This is a genomic window from Providencia sp. PROV122 (genome assembly GCF_028482365.1).
Classification (GTDB): Bacteria; Pseudomonadota; Gammaproteobacteria; order Enterobacterales; family Enterobacteriaceae; genus Providencia; species Providencia stuartii.
Genome location: NZ_JAMPQI010000007.1, coordinates 1 through 22,112, shown reverse-complemented (window position 1 = coordinate 22,112; position 22,112 = coordinate 1). Strand labels below are relative to the sequence as shown.

The 22,112-nt window shown below is 39.4% G+C and carries 23 protein-coding genes and 1 pseudogene; 6 read left to right on the top strand and 18 right to left on the bottom strand.

Translation table 11 applies throughout. From position 1 onward, the window contains the following. Positions 1 to 18: 18 nt before the first annotated feature. Together PSE69_RS06235 and PSE69_RS06230 are read left to right on the top strand one after the other, a co-directional pair. Entirely contained in the window at positions 19 to 1,059 is a 1,041-nt protein-coding gene (locus PSE69_RS06235) for an ABC transporter permease (RefSeq protein ID WP_036943664.1), read from the top strand. Between the two features lie 83 nt (positions 1,060 to 1,142). Next, positions 1,143 to 2,102, top strand: coding sequence for a substrate-binding domain-containing protein (locus PSE69_RS06230; protein ID WP_376738367.1), 960 nt, complete (start codon positions 1,143 to 1,145; stop codon positions 2,100 to 2,102). A 38-nt stretch (positions 2,103 to 2,140) separates the two neighbouring features. Here the strand turns inward: PSE69_RS06230 and PSE69_RS06225 are convergent, their stop codons facing one another. Together PSE69_RS06225 and PSE69_RS06220 are read right to left on the bottom strand one after the other, a co-directional pair. Next, the gene (locus PSE69_RS06225) at positions 2,141 to 2,506 is read right to left on the bottom strand and encodes a hypothetical protein (RefSeq protein ID WP_004918288.1); all 366 of its coding nucleotides are present in this window, start codon (positions 2,504 to 2,506) and stop codon (positions 2,141 to 2,143) included. 284 nt (positions 2,507 to 2,790) lie between these two features. After that, positions 2,791 to 4,152: an alanine/glycine:cation symporter family protein gene (locus PSE69_RS06220; protein ID WP_004918286.1), complete on the bottom strand. Its 1,362-nt coding sequence runs from the start codon at positions 4,150 to 4,152 to the stop codon at positions 2,791 to 2,793. Between the two features lie 462 nt (positions 4,153 to 4,614). On the opposite strand from PSE69_RS06220, the gene PSE69_RS06215 reads away from it, so the two are divergent. Continuing rightward, positions 4,615 to 5,805 (top strand): TPM domain-containing protein, encoded by a 1,191-nt coding sequence (locus PSE69_RS06215; protein ID WP_171830837.1) that lies wholly within the window; start codon positions 4,615 to 4,617, stop codon positions 5,803 to 5,805. Between the two features lie 184 nt (positions 5,806 to 5,989). Here PSE69_RS06215 and PSE69_RS06210 read toward each other — a convergent pair whose 3' ends face one another. Then, entirely contained in the window at positions 5,990 to 6,748 is a 759-nt protein-coding gene (locus PSE69_RS06210; protein ID WP_004918281.1) for a YnfC family lipoprotein, read from the bottom strand. A gap of 964 nt (positions 6,749 to 7,712) precedes the next feature. Between PSE69_RS06210 and PSE69_RS06205 the strand changes: the two genes are divergently transcribed. Then, on the top strand, positions 7,713 to 8,093 hold the full coding sequence (locus PSE69_RS06205; protein WP_223854717.1) for a nitrogen fixation protein NifS: 381 nt from the start codon (positions 7,713 to 7,715) through the stop codon (positions 8,091 to 8,093). A gap of 166 nt (positions 8,094 to 8,259) precedes the next feature. Here PSE69_RS06205 and PSE69_RS06200 read toward each other — a convergent pair whose 3' ends face one another. Both PSE69_RS06200 and PSE69_RS06195 read right to left on the bottom strand, forming a co-directional pair. Beyond that, a complete protein-coding gene (locus PSE69_RS06200) occupies positions 8,260 to 8,712 on the bottom strand; it encodes a hypothetical protein (RefSeq protein WP_088498581.1) in 453 nt (150 codons plus the stop codon). A 737-nt stretch (positions 8,713 to 9,449) separates the two neighbouring features. Beyond that, complete coding sequence (locus PSE69_RS06195) at positions 9,450 to 10,118, bottom strand: hypothetical protein (protein WP_150376581.1); 669 nt, start codon at positions 10,116 to 10,118, stop codon at positions 9,450 to 9,452. A gap of 639 nt (positions 10,119 to 10,757) precedes the next feature. Here PSE69_RS06195 and PSE69_RS06190 point away from each other — a divergent pair. Beyond that, positions 10,758 to 11,645 carry a PhzF family phenazine biosynthesis protein gene (locus PSE69_RS06190; protein ID WP_272675169.1) on the top strand — a complete coding sequence of 296 codons (888 nt, stop codon included), beginning with the start codon at positions 10,758 to 10,760 and terminating at the stop codon, positions 11,643 to 11,645. Between the two features lie 284 nt (positions 11,646 to 11,929). After that, positions 11,930 to 12,334 (top strand): DUF2251 domain-containing protein, encoded by a 405-nt coding sequence (locus tag PSE69_RS06185; protein WP_004918269.1) that lies wholly within the window; start codon positions 11,930 to 11,932, stop codon positions 12,332 to 12,334. 378 nt (positions 12,335 to 12,712) lie between these two features. On the opposite strand, the pseudogene PSE69_RS19815 reads toward PSE69_RS06185, so the two are convergent. From PSE69_RS19815 to PSE69_RS06125, 13 genes and pseudogenes are all read right to left on the bottom strand, one after another. Continuing rightward, positions 12,713 to 12,859, bottom strand: a pseudogene (locus PSE69_RS19815) (phage antirepressor Ant); the annotation flags it as partial. An 83-nt stretch (positions 12,860 to 12,942) separates the two neighbouring features. Continuing rightward, on the bottom strand, positions 12,943 to 13,809 hold the full coding sequence (locus PSE69_RS06180; RefSeq protein WP_004918264.1) for an MrpH family fimbial adhesin: 867 nt from the start codon (positions 13,807 to 13,809) through the stop codon (positions 12,943 to 12,945). 6 nt (positions 13,810 to 13,815) lie between these two features. After that, on the bottom strand, positions 13,816 to 14,346 hold the full coding sequence (locus tag PSE69_RS06175) for a fimbrial protein (RefSeq protein ID WP_004918261.1): 531 nt from the start codon (positions 14,344 to 14,346) through the stop codon (positions 13,816 to 13,818). Between the two features lie 18 nt (positions 14,347 to 14,364). Continuing rightward, the gene (locus tag PSE69_RS06170) at positions 14,365 to 14,883 is read right to left on the bottom strand and encodes a fimbrial protein (RefSeq protein ID WP_004918259.1); all 519 of its coding nucleotides are present in this window, start codon (positions 14,881 to 14,883) and stop codon (positions 14,365 to 14,367) included. 2 nt (positions 14,884 to 14,885) lie between these two features. Next, positions 14,886 to 15,383, bottom strand: a complete 498-nt coding sequence (locus PSE69_RS06165; RefSeq protein ID WP_014657978.1) for a fimbrial protein — start codon at positions 15,381 to 15,383, stop codon at positions 14,886 to 14,888. Positions 15,384 to 15,393: 10 nt separating this feature from the next. Next, positions 15,394 to 15,930, bottom strand: a complete 537-nt coding sequence (locus PSE69_RS06160; protein WP_014657977.1) for a fimbrial protein — start codon at positions 15,928 to 15,930, stop codon at positions 15,394 to 15,396. A gap of 10 nt (positions 15,931 to 15,940) precedes the next feature. Further along, complete coding sequence (locus PSE69_RS06155; RefSeq protein WP_040132977.1) at positions 15,941 to 16,549, bottom strand: fimbrial protein; 609 nt, start codon at positions 16,547 to 16,549, stop codon at positions 15,941 to 15,943. A gap of 39 nt (positions 16,550 to 16,588) precedes the next feature. Continuing rightward, complete coding sequence (locus PSE69_RS06150) at positions 16,589 to 17,377, bottom strand: fimbria/pilus periplasmic chaperone (protein ID WP_014657975.1); 789 nt, start codon at positions 17,375 to 17,377, stop codon at positions 16,589 to 16,591. A gap of 57 nt (positions 17,378 to 17,434) precedes the next feature. After that, positions 17,435 to 20,104, bottom strand: a complete 2,670-nt coding sequence (locus PSE69_RS06145; RefSeq protein ID WP_004918248.1) for an outer membrane usher protein — start codon at positions 20,102 to 20,104, stop codon at positions 17,435 to 17,437. A 91-nt stretch (positions 20,105 to 20,195) separates the two neighbouring features. Then, positions 20,196 to 20,732, bottom strand: a complete 537-nt coding sequence (locus PSE69_RS06140) for a fimbrial protein (RefSeq protein WP_014657974.1) — start codon at positions 20,730 to 20,732, stop codon at positions 20,196 to 20,198. A 67-nt stretch (positions 20,733 to 20,799) separates the two neighbouring features. Beyond that, positions 20,800 to 21,336 carry a fimbrial protein gene (locus PSE69_RS06135; protein WP_014657973.1) on the bottom strand — a complete coding sequence of 179 codons (537 nt, stop codon included), beginning with the start codon at positions 21,334 to 21,336 and terminating at the stop codon, positions 20,800 to 20,802. Between the two features lie 179 nt (positions 21,337 to 21,515). Next, entirely contained in the window at positions 21,516 to 21,746 is a 231-nt protein-coding gene (locus PSE69_RS06130; RefSeq protein WP_004918240.1) for a helix-turn-helix domain-containing protein, read from the bottom strand. A gap of 10 nt (positions 21,747 to 21,756) precedes the next feature. Then, positions 21,757 to 22,071, bottom strand: a complete 315-nt coding sequence (locus PSE69_RS06125; RefSeq protein ID WP_004918238.1) for a helix-turn-helix domain-containing protein — start codon at positions 22,069 to 22,071, stop codon at positions 21,757 to 21,759. Positions 22,072 to 22,112: the final 41 nt, after the last annotated feature.

The following is a 22,112-nucleotide window of genomic DNA, read 5'->3' as shown; positions in this document are numbered from 1 at the left end:
AAAATAAAGAGAAAAACTATGAATAGTACTTACTCTACGCCAACAACGGGGATGTCCTTTTTAGCCCGCAATAAGAAAAACATGCACAAGTACGGCATTATCATGGCTTTCTTTGTACTTTGCCTAATTGTTGCTGTGATAGGTGAAGTGCAAGTTGCGCGCGGCGAATGGACTAACAACTATTTTCTTAGTCAAGACAATATGTTGATTGTCTTACGCCAAATATCAATTAACGGTATCTTAGCGATTGGCATGACCTTCGTCATTATCACCGCGGGGGTTGACTTATCGGTTGGCTCAGTCCTCGCTCTGAGCGGTATTGTAGCAGCGCGTTTTGCAACCACAAATGCAGGCCTATCCATTGGCGACACCGCGAATGCCGTTATGATGCCAATGATCATCGCATTAGGCATTGGTATCATCTGTGGTCTCATTAATGGAACTATTTTAGCAAAATTCAACCTACAACCGTTTATCGTGACCATGGGGATGCTCTCCGCTGCCCGTGGCTTAACCCTATTAACTACCGACGGCAACCCCGTATCACAACTCAATAATGACTTTAGATGGTTAGGTAATGGTTATATCTTTGATATCCCCGTGCCCGTCGTCATATTAATCGTGATCTTTGCACTCGCTTGGGTATTGCTAAATAAAACAACATTTGGCCGTTATGTCTATGCGGTTGGTGGCAATCCTAAAAGTGCAAGAACATCCGGTATTAGTGTCATCAAAGTCAAAGTGCTGGTTTATACCCTGTGTGGTGCATTGGCGGGTATTGCTGGGCTGATCCTTACCGCAAGAACTGGCTCTGCACAAACCAGTGCCGGAGGAGCCTATGAACTAGATGCTATCGCTGCCGTCGTTATTGGTGGAACCAGTATGTCTGGTGGCGTTGGTACACTGGTTGGCACCTTCTTTGGTGTGCTAATTATCGGCGTTATGAACAATGGATTAGATTTGTTGGGTGTCCCCTCTTATTACCAACAAATCATTAAAGGTGCGTTGATCGTCATCGCAGTTCTGCTCGACCCTTCACGTAAACAAAGACGTGACTAATTAAAACAACACTGACCCTCACTGTGAAAGGTATCATAATGAAAAAAATGACTAAAATTGCAGCTCTTACCACTGCACTATTCATGAGTAATATGGCGCTTGCAGCCAAAGAGGAGCCTGTCAAAATTGCTATTTTGATGTATGGCATGAAAGCTGAATTTGTTCAATTAATGGAAAAAGCCGCCAAAGAGCACCCTGCGGTTAAAGAGGGTGAAGCGGTGATCACCGTTTACGATGGTCGCTATGATCCGATGGTGCAAAACAACCAAGCGGAAACAGCAATTCAGACTAAAGCAGATGCTATCATCATCAACCCAATGGATTATGAAGCGAACATTGATGTCGTCACTATGGCAAATGATGCCAAAATCCCTGTGATCGTGACTAACGCACGCCTCAACACGGATAAAATGACCGCTGAAGTTGTTTCTGATGACGTTTTAGGTGGTTATATGGAAGCAAAAACCGTCCTCGATAAAATGAACTGTGAAGGTAATGTTGTGATTATCGAAGGCCCTAAAGGGGGTAGCGGTGAGATCCAACGCGGTGAAGGTAACGATAAAGCTATCGCTGAATGTGGCCCCGGAAAAATTAAAGTATTAGAACGCAAAACGGCTAACTGGTCACGTGCAGAAGCAATGCCACTCATGGAAAACTGGTTACAAAAACACCGTGGCAAAATCAACGGCGTCATCGCTCAAAACGATGAAATGGCTTTAGGTGCTATCGAAGCCATTAAAGGTGCCGGCCTTGATGTAAATAGCTTTGCTATTGCTGGTGTGGATGGTGTTTCTGATGCAATCCTAGCAGTGCAGAACGGAGAAATGGTTTCTATCCTACAAGATGCCAATGCTCAAATGCAGGGCTCGATTGATATCGCAATGAAGTCAGTCAAAGGCGACAGCTATCAACCCAAATCAGCTATTTGGAAACAATATGCCGATCAACTGCAATGGAATGACGGTAAAGATAAACGTTACCAAATCCCTTGGACTGTAGTCACAAAAGACAATGCGCAACAACTGTTAGACGCACGTAAGTAAGTTATTTTTATCGCCACTCATACTTTGGGTGGCGATATTCAGCTCACATTATGAACAATCGGTAATTTCGTTATTTCCAATTCCGCTTCCCCTATTTTCGTGCATTCGACCTTTTCCCCATCCTTATAAATAAAATAGTAACGTTTATGATCCCCTGCCTTTTTCACTAATGAATCACCATTTAAGAAATTATAAATTTTATAGTTTACATTGTGTTCGTTATAACTAATGGCCGGGTGAGAGACAATAAAGCGGCTTCCCCACTTCAATGTGCTAATTAAATAATTTGTATGTAGTACGGTCATCACTCCCCTTTCAGGGCATTTAAGATCATATTCTTTCATCGCTTGCACGGGTAAGCAAATCGCACACAACATCGCAATCGAAATCCCCTTTTTTAGCATTTTCCCTCCGTATTATTAGCTTATTAATATATTACTCGCATCACCATTCGGGTTTTTATGAAAACATTGCCTCTACACAATTGCAATATTTTTCCTGTGAAATCATAGCGCTATTCTATTTATAAATAGAAAAAATCGATATTACATATAAGAAATATAGGTCTAACAGGGAAAGGCGTTGGAAAAGAATTAGGTGCGAATAAGAGCAAAATAAAAAACGAAAATACCCTACCACCTAAATGTTGAGATGGCCTCACAGAGCGTGAGGCCATCAGTGATATTATTTATTTTTCCATATCAATGCTGTCGGCATTGACATCTTTAATATGATCCCGCGTTAAACGGTAAACAACCGGACTTAACAATAATAGAGCAATCAAGTTCGGTATCGCCATCATCGCGTTTAAGGTATCTGCAAGTAGCCAAACAAAATCAAGAGATTGGGTTGCACCAATCGGTAATGCAATAAGCCATAACACCCTAAAGACCTTAATTGCCCTCACCCCAAATAAATATTGCACACATTTTTCACCGTAAAAACTCCATCCTAGGATAGTGGTAAAAGCAAATATGGCTAACGCAACGGCAACAATATAATTCCCACCGGGGATCGCTGATTGGAAAGAAGATGCGGTTAGTGTCGCCCCTGTTTCACTTGTTAACCATCCACCAGTAATAATGATAGTAAGACCTGTTACCGAACACACGATAATGGTATCGATAAAAGTACCTAACATTGCGATCAACCCTTGGCGGATCGGGTTTTGAGTTTTTGCCGCAGCGTGAGCAATAGGTGCACTTCCCAAACCAGCCTCATTGGAAAATACGCCACGCGCAACACCAAAGCGAATTGCCGCCCATACAGCAGCACCTGCAAACCCACCCTGAGCCGCAACCGGTGTAAATGCTGAGGTAATCACTAAAGAGAATGCAGCTGGGATCTCCGTAAAATTGAGCCCTAATACCAATAAACCTGCACCAAAATAAGCCACGGTCATGAATGGTACGAGTTTCCCTGCAACATCAGAGATACGACGCAATCCACCAATTAACACAGCACCAACTAAGATTACAAGTGCCCCAGCAGTCAACCATTTATGCACGCCGAAGTTACTTTCCAGCACATCGGCAACAGAGTTCGCTTGTACAGTATTCCCAATTCCAAAACTGGCGCAAGCACCAAAAAGAGCAAATAATGTACCTAACCAAATCCATTTAGGCCCTAAACCATTTTTGATGTAATACATTGGGCCACCAACATATTGTCCATACTTATCGACTTCTCGAAAACGTACCGCAAGCACAGCTTCTGAGTACTTTGTGGCCATACCAACCAATGCCGTGATCCACATCCAAAACAGCGCGCCTGGCCCTCCCATCACCACAGCGGTGGCAACCCCTGCGATATTACCAGTACCGATTGTCGCCGATAATGCTGTCATTAACGCATTAAAAGGCGATATTTGCCCTTCACCCCTATCCTCATTTTTCTGAAACAGTAACTTAAACCCTGTACCCAATTTACGGATTGGCAAAAATGCCAATCGGAGCTGCATATAGATCCCAACACCGAGGATCCCAATCAACATGGGAACTCCCCACACAATACCGTTAAGTTCTCCTAACCAAGCTGTTATCAGTTCCATTCTGCCCTCACATAAGCTGTATTCACTTTATTCTTTATCCGTCTGTCACAATTCAATAACATTTCTGTATAAAATTTAATAAAGACGATAAATCTATTAAGTGCGAGAAAAAAATGTCTTAAATAGCAAGATAAGTTAAAGAATGTGAGTAATGTCACCTCGTTGCGATTAGAAATTAAGCTTTTGTTAGACAATATGTGAGCTTTGCTACTCAAGAGTTCAAGAGTAGCCTATTAACATTTAATGATATGAATGACAGGTTTTAACGAATATTCTTATATTATCGGAACAATATTCAATGATTAAATTAATTTTAATTTAATCATTATTTCTCAAAACGCTATTCCATCCTATGAAAACGATTACAAATTAAATAAGATTATGTATTATTCAGTCAGTATATGCTGACGTTATATGACTATCGAATATAATGAAATTCACCCTTTCAGAAAGGATTCCACGATGATTGGCAAAATTCAGCAAACAAAACAATGGCTATGGGGATTGTTTTTCTTATTGTTCTCTATTCCCACTTTTGCGAATACACTTTCTATTCCCACGATGACCAGTCACGTCGTGGATGAAGCACATTTATTAACAACAGAACAGCGCGATAGTTTAGCTCGACGGTTAGCGCTATTTCAGCAACAAACTGGGTCGCAAATTGCCATTTTAATCGTAAAGAGTACTTCCCCATTAGATATTGAAAGCTATGCAGAAAAAGTATTCAATCAATGGAGGATTGGTCGTATAAATATTGATGACGGTGTTCTTTTACTCGTCTCTGTCAATGACCGTACAATGCGTATCGAGGTGGGTTATGGGTTAGAAGGGGCAATCAGCGATAGCCTTGCAAAGCGTATTTTAGAATATGATTTTATACCTGAATTTAAGCGCGGTAATTATGCAGGAGGTCTCAACCGTACTATTGATTCCCTAATCGCCTTAATAAAAAATGAGCCACTCCCTGACGCCAAAACTCCTAGCTTTTTTATTTCTAAACAACCTGCTCCCTTTGGTTTATTAGATGCTTCACTTGCTATCGTACTAGCGGCAAGCGCTTATATCTGGCTTTTTATCATATATCATCTTATTAAATTACATAAACTTAAGGCTGCAATTCCAATCGCTATCATTCTCTTGTTAACTGCTTACACTGGCGGCTTTAATAACCCCGCAGGTAATGGCATGAAGTTTGGAGAAGATTTTTTATATACAGAATTACCACGTTGGAGCCAATTCCTTTTTCTCAAAATACTACCCACCTGGATGGTGTTCATCCTCGCTTTCACTATGTTTGTTGCGATATTTCTACTTTTATTTTTGGCTGTTGCTATTATTTATAAAATACTTGGCCTCATTATTAAGTCAGAAAAAAAGCGTCTTTCGATTACTATTGCCTTCTTATTTACTGGTTTTATTTTTCTATTTGCACTCGTCATATCAGAAGGTGATTTTGTTATTTCATCCGTTATTTCAAGTAGTGTTGGTTGCATCATTGGCATTGGTCATTATTTTGGTTTTATCAATGTGTACATTGGTGGGAGCAATAATAATGGCCGAGGCGGCAGTGGTGGAAGCCGAGGCGGTGGCGGATTTAGCGGAGGTGGTGGCGGGAGCTCCGGTGGAGGCGGCTCTTCAGGGTCGTGGTAAATTTCCTTAAGACTACGCCATAGTAGCCATTCACGGGATACGCCTAACACGAGATTTCAAGTTAGGTTGCTAAAATAACAATTTATACCCTCTTATAACTGGCTTTTAAAAATTAAAAGCCAGTTATACTCTGAGAGGGCGATTCTTGGACACGGACTAAAGCTCCTTTATAAAAATTTCGCTATCAATAGAATGACACTTCCGTCGTACTATCTTTGATTAACTTAATGTCCTGACCATTTTCATTTATTGTTAGTTCAAAATGACACTTATGTGCAATATTTTGGCTATTGTAATCACATTTAGAGTCTACTTGTAGAATAGTCTGACCTAACACACGAATTTTCATTAACAGATCAAATGGCTTAGTGATATCTTTCCCATATGTAATAATGGTTTCAGATATTACTTTATTATCTTTGTAATATTTTATCGTTGTTGGTAGTTTAAACTCATTATAATTATTTTCGCTAAACTTTGTTTTATTATCTGCCAATACAGAGCCGATAATAATCCCTTCTTTGTTATATCGATATATCAGTTTTCCATTATTATCCTTTCTTGATAATATCGTACAGTTATTACCGATTTCCATTTCTACAGGGCCATTATTATCCCTACCAACTAATTTATTTTTAACTCTCTCAACAAAGAGATAATTATGTACACCACTGAGGTATTCGTCCTTTTTTTGGTTTAAAGCAAAACTATCTATGCAGCCATCACGACCAATTTTTAACAATGACTCATAGTTAATAGACTTGTCTTTATTGTAAACGACGGACCTAATTTCTTTAACATTTCCTTTAACTGGATTAAAATCATAGAGTTGTGCCATGTTGAACACAACAGGATTATATTGTTGCTTTTGAAATGCCAAAGATTCAGAAGCGATAAAAAAAGTAATTAGCGGTGTAATTGCCAATAGGTATTTATTACTCATTTTTAATTTTATACCTCTAAACGACTTGTATGCTGTGGTTTATTTTCAATAATCATTAATTTAATTTATTATCAATATAATATTTTACATAAAAATCAGTTAGTTAATAAAAAACATTACACGTAATAATAGCATGTATGCTCCTAAATATGCTAATGGTAACCACCTAAATAAATAAGATTTATCTCATCTTTTCGAGCCATCCGATGAGCAAATTTGAGTAAAACTTAAGCAAAAAGACACTTAAATTAGGAAAAATAACTTTTAATTATATTATACTTACGAAATATTCCAAGCACTGTAAAAATATCTTTACTCTTATAAATCCGAAGTCATAGTATGCATAGAAACAGGTACTGTTGTTAAGGTTAAATGGCTTTAATTTTCACACCCCAGAATATTGATATAAGTAAAAATAACTATATTTTCATTTGCTCACCATCAAGCGTAATAAAATAGCTTATCGCTCATCATTTAATTTGATAAAAAAATTACTACTCATTAACATAAATGTTCAATGCACAATCATTATAAATCGATAACATCAGAACATGTGCAAAGTGAGATGAGTGATGATGGCATAGCGACAAAATCATCCTTTCCGTAATTCCCCGTCTTATCACACACCAATCTATATCATACGGTACTTTTTATGGTCGAAGTGGTTTGCGCAGTTCAGAAGATTAGGTACCTAAATGTGAAGAAATTGCCATAACACTATTCACCTCTTTATATGGCAATATGGCGCCACCCGACGTTCATAGATGAAGAGCACACCGAGGACACGTCTTGAGCGCTTATGTATCCCCTCTTTAGCTATAGAGGTGATGTTTTACAAGCAAAGGTCAAAAACAGTTATTTCAATCCATCAGTAGGGTTGAAACTAGCATAAATTTATATCAATGTTCCTAGTCAGTGTGGTACGTTTATATATTACGATATTGATAATTCGACAAGGCAAAAGATGGAAAAGAAAAAAATATACTTTATCTATATGCCTAGCCCTATACTTGGCAGAAACCCTATACAAGGGGTAACAGGTTCCGGTATTTTCGGCGCTTTGTTTAATTTATATACCGAAGATAACTATATATTAGCCCTACAAAAAGCGATAGCACAGAAAAATTTAGACTGGCATGTTTACCGAGATGACACCGAATCAGATATAAAAAAACTTATTGAACAAGGTGCTAGACTTCTGGTCTGCGCCCCAGGTTTGAAATACATGTTTTATAGAAAAGGATTCGACAGAAAAAACATTATTTATCTCGACACTTTTGAATATGCGAATAATGTCACAACACCTGTTATAGATAGAATTGCCGAATTAGAAAATTTGCAGTGAATATACATTTATTCATCTTTATTTACGCATGTGGAAGTACCATACGCCATCTCTAAATCAACATATAAATGTACTGTTTTTTCAACAACATAAAACACCAACTCTATCAACACATCTATCATTAAGACCTTAAATTAAGGTTGTTTCTTAAGAAAATAAGAAGGAACTAGTTAAATTGAAAATACTGTTTCATTTTTTTTGAAAAACACAAAAATGCAGTTAACAGCAAACATAATGCAGTTTCCTCATACTTCCCCCAAAGTGCCCCCAACCTTTCAAGATCACTATCATAACGAATAGGACCTTCTGGGATGCTGGCCCACCCACCACTAAAATTAGAATATAAGAATGAAATAAGAAAACAAAACCATCCTAATAAGGTAAATATTCTGGCTAACCGATTTCTTTTAAATGATAAATACAAAGCAGCAACTTGAATGACTAATACTAATAACATGATTGCGTTAAAGAAGTAAGTTTCAATTTTCAAGTAAAGAGGAATGTTCATCTTGTAAACAACAAATAAAAAAGATGTGTTTTTTAACAAATAAAACAAAAATGAAGATATATTAATTATAATAATTATCTGAATTATCCATAATGAAATAGGTTTTTTCACTTAATATCCTTATCAGCTTACTAAAAATTTTAGACAAGAATACAGGATATTTAACTTACTGTCACCATTTCGTATTTCATAACTTCCTTTCATTAGTGGGCTGTAATTTTTTCATAATCTAGCTTCAATAAATGATAACTTTCATATTGAGCCAGTACATTCCTATAACATTTTAATTATCGTTATTTGACCAAAGGAGTATAAAATCAATTAGATAACCTACTGACTGGCATTCATTTAATATGTTTAAAAAAGTCGCTAGGAAAGATTTTATTCCTCTGCCCCATAGGTCATTATCAGATTACGTTTAAAAACACCAAACTTACATCATCTATAAGATAACACGAAGATATAAGTATACTCTACAAGTGACGGCTATTTGTTGTTGTAAACTTCAAGTCATGACCTATAACAGAAGCCCATGTGGTAGATTTATAAGGCCACTTCACTATAGTGACCTTTTGTTAAACTCTCTGAAAATTATTTTTGCTCGCTTTTTTCAGTAGGATCAAACGGTAGACCGTTAGCAAAAATAAAGGATAAAGCAACAATCAAAAATGTAGCGACCACGAATAATTTGTCTATCACTTTTTTCATATCGATCCCCCTAGTTTTAATCTATCAAAAATTATGACAAGTTCTATGATTTAGCAAGTAGCCTTTCATTGAGACAGCATTAAAGAAGATATATGCCAATAAGCCCGTTGTACGGGCTGTTTGACGAAAATAACTTGACGCTAAAAATGACTTAATACTTCATATGTTATTGATTGTTCTGAGCTATCAAGCACTTTAATTTTTGCGCCTTTGTATGAAATAATATTACTTTTCTTTAAATCATACTGGATATCATTATTAAAGCCTTGGTTTTCAATATTAGAACCTATTTGCCTATAGCCTATATTTACAGAGTCACCATTTTTCCCATTGAAAATTAATGCTTCTTCAAAGGAATTTCCTGCAGGATTACTTAATTTCACCTTATCAAATTTAGCCTTATCGCTACAGATAAAGACATTAAATTCGGTGACGACACATAGCTCATGACTCTCTTTTTTTACTAATAATGAAGTCCATGGTTGCCCAATAACTTCAACGACCACACTACCAGAATCATTCGTATTCGTAGGCATATAAAAATCACCTTTATCGCTTTCCCCTACCTTTTTAAAGGTTCCTGGCGTCACTTTATAGGCTAAATCTATCTGAGTTGAATCGAGCACTTTGATCCCATCAATCTCACTAATTACTCCATCCCTTACTAAGAGTTGCCCAATACTTATCGTGTTTACAGTTCCTATTTTTGGCTCGCTCACCTTATGTGAAGAAGGGGTATAGTTATATTCCGTAACTGCGCATCCCGATAAGGCAACCATACAAACACATAAGACTGATAATTTTCTCATTTAACTAAATACCTATATGGACAGAATAATAAAATATTTTACATACCGAATGTTACATTTATTAATAATGACCAACAAGTTATTGTCGAGTAACAGTAAAATGCGATTATCTTTTACCACCTAGTTATTCTTAATATTGCAGTTAATCGATGATTTTACCCCACTCTTTCATAGCAAAATTCCATTTATGTTAATTAATATACCGACAAACAATATGATGAAAGAGGTGAGTGACGCTGATATTGAGTTAAATGTTCGTTGTACTAGCTAATATTGCACCTCTCCCATAAATCGAGATGCTTTATATGTTACTTTAGCTGCACAAGTCCGAGCATTTTAGTTTTTACAAGCTTTCTTCCTAAAAAGATGATAGAAAGGGTTTCTGTCACAATAATAAAAGGCTTGATGGTCAGAGAAAGCATTTAGCTGTCTGTGGCATTGAAAAATATCTGGGTATATTGGGGCAGAGGTTGCTTTGAAAATATTGGTACTTTTCCGAGCTACCGCAACGTCTATGTAATCTATTTTATGTTTTAGGCACGACACAAAAGCGACCATGCCCAACCTCACATTGAAGATATCCAACCTATTAACGATACGCAAAACGTATAGAACCTATTTATTACACAGGAGCAGTTAATGCAAAACGAGGCAGCATACTCGGTTGAGCACGGCGTCAAGGTATACCTTGTGAACTCATTTACCCAGAATAATTCTGGCGGTAATCCTGCTTGGGTGGTTCTCAATCCCCCAAACCTAAGCATTGCACAAAAAATAGCTATCGCACGTCAAGTTGGTTTTTCCGAGACTGCATTTGTCTATACTGGCGAGGAGACGGATTTTGAAGTGGATTTTTTCACATCGGAAGGGGAAGTCGATTTTTGCGGGCATGCAACACTAGCCGTTTTTTTCACTCTAGCCTCACTTAATTTGCTTACACCAGGCTCTTATACACAAAAAACCAAAGCTGGTATTCTAAACGTAACCGTCAGTCCTGACAGTATCGTCATGGATCAAGCTTTACCTATCACGCGGCATGGGCCTGATGTTGAAGATATCGCCGCTGCCATCGGTATACGGCCCGAGGCTATTACAGAAACTGGCTTTCCCATTGAAATCATTTCAACAGGTTTGCCTGATATCATCATTCCCGTGCAGGCTGGCCAATTAGATATTCTGCACCCCGATCATGACGCTATCGCAAACTTAAGTCGTGAATTCGGTACTATCGGTTTCCATGTCTTTGAGCTGAGCCACCATGCCCCCATCACAGCCCACTGCCGAAATTTTGCCCCTCTATATGGCATAGATGAAGAATCGGCAACTGGCAGTGCCAGCGGCGCGCTAGGGTGCTATTTGGTCAATCATGTCTTACCTAATGAAACTCACTTTCTGTTAGAGCAAGGGCGAGCAATGGGCTGTTCTTCGATGATCCAAGTGACGATTGATAGACAAGCACAGGCGATTCGTCGTGTTAGAGTTGGAGGGCAAGCCACGATGATTGGTACAAGAGTAATTAGTATTTAATCAAGCACATCACAATTATCGTCCAAGTAAACCGTCGATAACGTTTTGCACTAATGGAGAAACAGCCATAGGCATTTCCACTCATTACCGATTAAATTCAGGTATTAATAGATTTGAGCGATTATAATAAAATGAATCCCTAACAAAAACTGCCACCACTAAGACTAGCGTATTTATACATATGTAGGATTGTAAGATAAATATTTTTACATATGACGAGCTTTTTCTATACTGAGTTTTGACAGTTTTTTTACTTTACAGGTGCATAAATTAAGGAACCACATATGACAATACTAGTTACAGCTCAAGAGCAAATTATCGTGGGGCAGGAAAAAGTAATCGAAAGTTTGGCCCCTGAAGGTACATTTGCAGCTGTATTTGAAGATGATGGAGAAACAGGATACTTCTATGCGCTAGATGAATCTGCTGAAGGCAACCCAATTCAGGACGCCCTCCATATTTACAATGTAGAGGATATTTCAGATAGAAACATTCCATCTGATGTCAAAATTGGCTGGTCAGAAGATAGTCTTAAGTGCGTTCTGTTAATTAATAATTACCCACATGGTATATTTAATTTTGAGACTAAAAATGGGTATTGTCGTAGTGGTTTTCCGCCACCAACAAATCATAAATGGTCTATTTTAGGACACGAATGGAATGATACTGTTCATGATTTTTTTAAGTAACGCGTCTGGCATTTTTTAGTTATTACTTTTTAAAAAACGATATCTCAACTGTCCACTTCCCCTAAAATAAGATAGCTATAATTAGAGTTTCTGCCCTAAAAATTACAGAAGCCGTTATGAAAACGTTCGTTTTACTGAAACGCAAATTGTCAGCAACTAGAAAACTCTAAATGGGTGTGTCTCAATTAGTAGGGAGTGGACATCGTCTGTATCGGCTTGGATTAAGCATATAATCAGAAAAGAATTACAAAGCCGTGGCATTGAGTTAAAGAACTGGCCGAATTGGGTAGCTAAATAGCTACCCTTTTTTATGGAGTCCGAAAACTCTACGAACTCCTCAACCAATGGCAAAGAATTATTAGTTTAGCAGGTGGTTCGTTAATTCTCCTCCAAACGTTGAGCTAACCAACGTTGTGCCAATTCAGTCAATTGATCCTTTCTTTGTACTGAGGGTGTATCTATATCAAGGAAAGCGCAATTACGAGCTTCTAAATAAGCCAGTAATTTCAATTGATCCGCACTCATACAATAAAAAGAACACTACCCCCATAACTACCAGTAAAGCTCAACTATCAAGTCAGTGAATTGGGTTCGAAGGTTTTGATTAACTAATTAAATGCAATAATGACGACTGCATTTCCAGTGTAATACCCAGGTGTTACCGTTCCTGATGCATGTAATTCAGAAGTGAATGTAAATGAATTCGCCGCATTATTTCCAGAAATGTTCATGTTCACGCCATTCCAGCCATTTTGATTGTTAATTAATGGATTTGAATAAAAGTTAGAAGTCGAATTTAAATATACATAACGCTCACCCGTGGTTGAACGAGCAAATAAATTGATATTTGTAGCCTGTGTACAAGTGATATTGCCAGAAACTGAGTTTGTTTTACCATTCAAACTTGTGTTACTGAGAGCCCCGTGATTAACAAAAGCAGGCAAAGAAATACTACATGTTTGATTTGTAGGTGGGATTTTACCACAGACGCTACCTGGCCACTGGATTGCATTCCTAACGCCTGGGGTTGGTTTATGGTTAACATAGAATAATCCAATACAAGTTGCATTTGGGCTATCAATGACAAACGATGCACGATAAGGAATTCCTTTTGCGCTACGAAAAGCCGCTGCGACTTCTTCCGCTGTTCGATACTGGTTAATTCGAATGCAGTTACCATAATCTAAGCAAGATCCACTCAACGACGGCGCACCAGATGCATACAGAACATCAGGGCCTACCCAACATTCGGTTGATCCATAACAAGGGTTAGTAACACCACTTGCTTCACTCCAAGAAAGAATGTCCATCGCAACACGAGGCCAAGCTCCAGAGGTCATACTCACAGGCATTACATACGCAATCGCATTGGCAGGGCGAGAAGGAAATAGAGACGCTAATGCGATGATTAATAATAAAATACTCAAACGGCTTGTATTTAACATTCCGTATATTTTTGCTTTTTTCGCATACATAATGATTTACTCATAATCTAATTTGAACGTGGCACTCGCAGCCCATGAACCAAGCACAATTGATTTATTTTGCAATGCAACTGGCTCAGCTCTCACATACGCTTGAAATCGTAGGTCATTATTATTTCCGGCATACAACCCTTGGGTATAACTGCCACTATTAATTTTGATTGCCGTACCGGAAATACTTTCAATACCAACCGCCACACCTGTTGCTTGGCTTCCAGCATCTAACGCTAATAAACCAGGTAAAGCCAAACTTTCTGCGCCCATAAATGTGACTTTCACTTCATGGCCTAATGCTAAATCGCAATTGATTAAGCGAATGGTAAAAGGCTGGCTATTTGTTTGAGTATTCAAATACAGGTATTTATCCACTATCGTACCGAAATCTAATTCAATCGATTCGTCGCCAGGATAAACGTCACAAGCATCTTCAATTAGCGTGCCATCAAATTCCACATTTGCAGAAAAAGTGGCAGTGACCCCCAAAAACCATAAGCCAAAGGCAAAGCTCATATTACGTTTAATATTCATAGTTATGACTGCCGCCTCCTATTCAAAAATAATGGTTAACGTGCCTGATGCAGTAAAATTATCCCCTACGAGCTCGCTTCCTGATCGCATGACAGGAACTGCTGAAAGGGATGGTAGTGAAGCCGCATTAATCAAAAAGGGTTCATTCAATGGTTGAGGTTGGCCATTTTTCTGAATTTGAATTCCTAATTTGCCATTATTCAACGGTGTCACCGTTCTTAATGTCGCATTATCAAATCCACTTCCCGCAGGTGTTCCTCCGAATATCAAGCTGATATCCCACGGTTGTGTCATATCGCCAACACAATTTAATTGAAAAGGAATAGGTTGCTTGAAGGCGGTACCATTGATTTTTCGTACACCGACTTTACCAAATGAAACTTTTATCGGGTCGTCATGGCTTAATTGGCAAACAGGAGGAATAATTAACGTGCCATCAAATGCCCAAGCCCAATTTGCTTGCGCTGAAGATATGGACATCACCATTATAAATCCTGCCATCCAATGCTTAATTTGATTGTTATTCCACATAATCATTCTCACTGATACTCAATTTTCAGTGTTGCCAGCGCTGTAAAAAATCCGCCATCGGTATTCGTAAAATTGGCATCACTGTTTTTTACTGGAGCAACCTCCAAGGTTGGCAGCGCTGTATATAACACATTGAAAGGCTGGTTAATAACTTGCTTAGCATTGTTCACATAAAAGGAAAGCCCGAGTTTTGGGTTACTCGTTTTTAATGCGCCATTGCTATTAAATGATGTTCCATCGCCGACAAGCGTGAGCTTTATAGCGTTTTTCGCTAGATTTGTGCAGCTGAGTCTCATTGGTACAGTACGCTTGTATTGAACTCCATCGATACGTGGAAGCAATATATCGCCAAAATGTATAGTTTCTTGCTGGTTGTTATTCAAAATGCACACGGGCGGTGTCACCAATAATCGACCTTTTAGCTGGATACCAAGTGTTGCTGCTTGGCTTTGGCTAAACAGGCTAAGAATCATGCAGACCGAGAGAAGATAACGGAATAATTTCATTGATATCATCCTATTGGTAATCCAATACCATCGTGAGATTGCCCGTAAAATCCCCACCTGATGTTAAGTTTACGCCTGTAGGTTTAACAGGGACGGCATACAAAGCAGGCGAACTCCCATAATTAAAATTGAATGTCGCACCATTACTAAGGCGGGTTCCATCACGGTAAATGGCAATACCTAAATTCGGGAGATTGGTCGTCACGGATGACTCACCATTAATTTGCCTATCAGTCCATTTCAGCGTCATCTTTAATGTATTCTTATATAAGCCATTACATATCAAGTTATAATTAATAGGTGAGCGCCCATAAGCACCATCAATCTTTGCCTGATGTATATCGCCAAAATCTACAGAGGTCGTTGTTGCACCGCCAAGGGTACATTCCGGCTCACCGTATACCGTCACGCGAATTTGGATATTAGAGCTTAGATTTGCAGCGATAGCATTGTAAGAAAAGCTGAGTGAAATCAGAGTACCAAAGAGAATTACCTCAGCTAGAACACACGCTTTCAAGCCTATAGTAAAAAAATAAGCTCCTCTCATCTCCATGCTCCTATTCATAACTTACCTGAAATCTAATTAACGCCTGATAAGCTCCAGCATTTAGTTGAGCAGAGGTACGTACTGGCGTTACATAGTAAGTTAATTGGTTTTGCCCAGGTGAAACCAACTGTGGTGTACTGTACTCACCTAAGTTAATTGGTGAACCCGCTGCATCACTTAATTGCAGGCCAATCCCCTGAACACCGATAACAGCTGCCAAGCGCGGGTCTTGAATATCTATAGGAGCCAAAAAGCGGACCTTCATTGACGGCATTTGTTGGCTCCACAAAAGATTCCCCTGTGCAGTGCGGCTGCGGCTTTCACCACTTAAACAATCCTCTAAACGCAGCTCAATCGCAACAGGGTTACCTGTTTGCCCGACATGCTGAAGCTGTCCTGTTCCCACAGTACCTAAATTAATAGTTTGATATGCTGATAACATTGCTAAACGACAAGCACTTTCCGTCAAGGCTCCATGGACATATAGCGTGCCATGTGAACCATCTACATCCCAGTTATCAACTTTATTTAGGGCTGTTCCCATCGCCATGTTACTGAATAAATTCAGCGCTAAACTTCCTAAGCCCACATAACGGAGCATCCTGCTTGTGTTTGTCATGATATTCTCCTGCTATCTCATCGCGCATTTCAAATCAGTCTATTTTTTTTCAGGTACCACATGGCAGCTATTTCCCTGACATGTAAACGACAGTGTTGGACGACCACCGTAATCATTGATATAGGTCAGCACAGGTTTATTACCTAATGCGTCTGCACTGACGTTCAGTGCTTTGCTGCTTTTTGGTGCCACCATCACTGGCTCAAACCCTGCGACCGTTTGTCCATTTTTGTTGGGAACAGCATCGACAAAAGAAACGTAATAGGCAGTTGGGTTATTAATCGTATACTGGTTACCCTGACGCGTAAGAGTTACTTTTTCCTGCCATGGGTTATCCATTTGCTCACGTGTCGGAATGATTGCTTTCGGTCTATAAAACAATTTGATACGTGTCTGTAACGCCAGTTGCAGTGTATTGGGCTTATCACTTTTTGGTGGAATCTCACGCAAATTAAAGTAATACACGGATTCTCTGTCTTGCGGCAGTGCAGCAGCACTTGGCAGCGCTTGGATTTTGATTTGGCTTTTTGCCCCTGGTTCAACACGCTGCACCGGTGGCAATACCGTAAATGGGTCGCTTATTTTTTCACCTTTCTCATTCTCCACCCAACCTTGAGCGAGATAAGGTAATTGTTTGTTTTCATTACTGATATTTAAACTGATCGATTTTTCGTCTCCTGTAATAATCGCTCGAGTTCTGTCTAAGGCAACTGCTGCTTGAGCAGAAGATAGCGTTGTTGAAGTCAACACAACGCTAGCCAATGCGAATACTGCTCTATGGGCATTTTTTTTGTTCATCAATTTGTTTTTCATCATGTTATTCATCATATTGTTATCTTCTATGGTTAAGGAACACTCATCGCTCTTTGCGTACCACCATTTTTATTATTTTTGTAACCAGCGACTTAGTTCCTTTGGCGCCGTTCTTTCAACAACAGGCACAACAAGTTCTGCTGTTTTCGGCATTGCTTCTAATGCACGACTGGCTGATTGTGTCTTTATGGTCGCTGGCGATGCGGCTTTTGCTCCCGGTTTGTGGCACGGTAGTAACCAGCTTGCCTGTAAATAATCATCTTCTGGCAAGGTATTAGGGAGTGTGATTTCACACTGCACTTGGTCATCCCAACGAACTTGCAAGGTATCTTTTGCATTTAAACCAGTGAGATAGGTATTTCCATCATCACCCACCATACCGACTTGCTGACCACGACCGTTTAAGACTATTGCTCCGAAAGGTGGTGTACTATTGTCCGATAGCCTTAACAACGCCATCGCACTATTTCCTGCGACAACATCAAATTGACGGTAGCCAATTGCCCCTTCTGTTAAAGTGCCTTGCTTTATAGATTGAGACACTTGTGCTTCATCTGGTAATGCATTCAAATCAACGCTAATTTGGTTGCGGTAATAGCTATTCACGTCACTAATAACGGCTTGTCCAAAGCGGTTGGTACGTACAATGGAGCCGTAACCACGTAATGGGATATTAGGCACACCATCGGTATCAACAAATATGCGAGTACCACCAATTTGACTACCACGATGTAGTACGGCACCTTTCTCTGTTGCGGTGAAACCACCTTGCAAAGAGAACCCTGCAGATCGATAACGGTCTTGTTGGTAAGTTGCGTTTGCGTTGAGCTGTGCTAAGTCTCCCTGATGAGTGTAATAGCCACTCACGAGCGCACCTGAACGCGCCCATCCGGTACTTAGCTGATAGTTATTTCTCTCATCGATGGTACTGTAGTAACTCACACGCTGTGAGTTATCATTTTTATCCCAACTACTGTTATAACTAACGGAGCTTTTTTCACCCCAAGGCACTGTGAGTGACGCATATACGCCATCATCATTACTTTCACGATAACGATTTCGATAGGCCGTCAAGTTGAGGCTAAGATTCTTCCATTTACCAATATCAAAATAGCGCGCTAACGAAATACTATAGCGGTCGTTATCGGGTTGATCCCAATAGGTTTGATGGTAATAATTGATGAACGCACTCAGCCCTAACTCTGAAAACTGTTGGTTATAAGAGATGGTATACATTTCTTTGCTGTTGTATTGGCGAGCACCTGTTTCCTGCGCATCCAAATACTCAGACATACTCATAAAACCTTGCTCAGAGAATCGATATCCTGCAAATGTCACTTGGCTGTTATAGGTATCAAAACGTTTAGAGTAACTTAAACGATACGAGCTCCCACGATACGTTTTATCGTCAATACCACTTAAGTTGGTTAAATGCGCCCGAGCATGAGTGACATCAAATGACAATGCACCGAATACCATTAAGTCACGACCAATCCCTATAGCCGCGGATGCATAGTTTTCTGCACCAATTCCACCACCATACAGTGACCAGCCGTTGTTAACCCCCCAAGAGAATTCGCCACTTGCAAAGGTATCGCCACTAACATGATGGCGCCAATTTGTTGGGCGCCCTGCGGCTAATTTGTAACGCAGTTGCCCCGGACGTGTTAAATACGGAACACTTGCAGTATTTACAGTGAAATTCTGTGTTGAGCCGTCTTGTTCTTTAACTTCAACATCGATTTGCCCAGCTAATGCATCATTTAGGTCTTGGATACGAAATGGGCCCGCAGCGACTTGAGTTTGATAAATAATGCGTCCTTGTTGGCTCACGATGACGGTTGCATTACTTTTTGCTACCCCAGTAATTTCTGGTGCGTATCCACGTAGATTAGGTGGTAGCATATTGGTATCGGTAATCAGGCTAAGCCCTGTAAACCTGAAACTATCAAAAATATCAGAGGTTAAATAATCCTCACCTAAGGTGAGTTTTGCGCCTAAGGATTTGATTGCTCGGTAGACATAATAACGAGTCCAATCTAGTGATGTGGTCGTGCTTTGCCCTTGTTGCTTATCAATACGCATTTGCCAGTCAGCACGAACACGCCAAGCACCCAAGTTAACACCAGCAACCCCATTACCGCTGGTACTGTAGTTAGTTTGTTGTCCTGAGCGGGTTTGTTGGCCCACTTGTGCATTTAAGTTGTAATCAAACAATGCGCCGGGTAATCCTTCTTCCCAGCGTGCAGGAGGATCCCAATTCTCAGCGGTATATTCGAGGTAGGCTTGCGGCAAACTAATATACATAGCCGAAGTCGCAAGGTCGGCTTTAACTTCAGTTCCGGGCAAACTTTCAAGTGATAAACACTGTCCTTCGTGCCACCACTTCAATGTCGACATCAATTCAGGTTTGATACCGAATTTTTCAACTAAAGCAGGGCTCAGGCAAGGGAGGCTTTCATTCGACTCACCTTCAGGTGCATAGTAAAAGACAGTTTCTTCCGGCATGCTTTGCTTGTTTAAGAAGACCGTAAAACTGTATTCACCAGGCATGAGATAGCCTGGACGCGCAAATTGGCTTAGATCAATGTTGTTACGATCATTGACGTCTAGCATATCCATATTAAATGTAATATCGGATGCGTGACCACCAAAGCTAATAGCCAACGCGACTAAAAGCCCTAATCTGCAAGGCCGAGTTATCTGTAACACAGGCGTGTGAATGAAATTCAGGGTCATCATCTCGACCTTCTTTTGCGTTCTTTTATCCGTAATGTCATTTCGCTCACGAAGCTCATCCTACAAAGGGAGTTTCATTTATAAGAGGAGCCGACTATTCATAATCCAGTTTGAAGCGTAATTGACTGTAGTATTGGCCTGATACCAATGGGCGGTTATTCGCCACCAACCGTAGCCGATAGGTGAGATCTTTTGTTCCAGCTGTTAGTGCGCTCACTGACATTCCTTGGCCTGGTATGGCAATTTCACCATCTCCCTCACGTTGAATTTGTAATCCAACACCTTGAGCTTGTCCGTTTACACCAAATAACCCCCTGTCATGGGAGCCATCGAATGTTACGCGAAAGTATTGCCAATTCGGTTTGTCAGGATTTTGGCGTTCAAGAACACAATTCACTAATCGGATAACAAAAGGGCGAGCCGGTCCTTGTCCATCACGGCGAATTTGAGTCAGTGCAATACTTCCCATATCAATAGTTTGATCACGGCTGCCGACATCAATTGCACATGCTGTTTCAATAATGCTTCCATTCATACTCACTGAGCCTTGAGCATGTGCAGTTGATACCGCAGTCAACGTGCCTATACTTAAGATCAATGAAAACACTCCACTGGTTATCGAATGATTCATTGCTTCCTCTCTTACACCCAATTCAGTCGGAATGAACCAACAAATTAATTTGTTGGCTCAAGATGAATTACTCGTAAGACAAAGTGAAATCCGCTACTGAGCTAAAGTCACCGGCAGTGATAGTGTCGATATCGCCACCATTACCTTTTAAGTAAGCAGCGAAATTCAGTGTGTTGTTACCATTTTGAATTTGTTGGAATGGTGTAGCTGTTCCTAAAGTCACCACATTGCCGCTACCATTAGTGATCTGAACACCAGCGCCAGCACCAGTACCAACAATACCCAGTGTTTTATTGGTATTGTCGAAAGATGCAGCAGCACCACTAAAGGTTAATTGAACACCTTTAGCCAGTTTAGTGATATCACAATTATCTAAAGTGATTTCGAATGGACGTGGAGTTGATTTACCGCCATCAACTAATGCCATGTTAGAAATTTGGCCTAATTCAACTGTTTGGTCGATTGAGTTAGGAGAGATTGAGCATGGTGCATCGATAATAGCGCCTTTGAACGTTATTTTACCGTGGCCTTGATCCGCTGCATTTGCTGCAGAAGCTAATCCCAGAGCCATAAAAGTTGCCATTGCAATAGATTTCATTTTCATGAATATAAAGTCCTATGTTTTTTGTTAAATAAAGAATGAGTGTCAATTTTTATTGCTCATTGCTCATTGCAGACACTCTATTTGCAATGAACTGGAAAAAAGCAGAGCACTAGCATTTGATTTAAAAAAATCAAATGCTAAAAATTAAAATTTAATTATTAATAATTAAAATAACATATTTAGTCTTCTATCAAAAAAACTTGAATTGGTACTTTAAATAACTCAGATAATTGAGAAAGAAAATCAATATTAATATGGTTAACTCCTGATTCATAACGGGAAATTTGCTGCTGACTTACGCCGATATATCTCCCTAACTCCTCAGCAGTTAAATTCATTTCTTTTCTGTATCTTTTTATTTTCTTTCCTACAATAATATTAAATGTTGGTTTTATTATATTTCCTGACATAAGGTTAAGCCTATTTCATAAATTGACTAGTTCCAGAAAACCATCCTTCAGCTTTAAAATAACATTCCATATTATGGATATAATTTATTGAGTTATTTTGAAATCCAACGCCATCTAATAAACAATTAATATCAATATCAAGCGAGTTCGCAATTTGCTTAATCTGCTCTAGGTGTAGTCGAATAACTCCGCGCTCAATACGTGAAACATGTTGCTGAGAGCATAAAAGTAAATCAGCTAACTCAGAACCACTTAGCCCTTTAGCTCGGCGAGCTTTATGTATATTGCTCCCAACAATTTCTTTAGGAGATAAGTTAGATTGCATAAAATCCTCCTCATGAAACTGAATGATTTACTAATTTAACT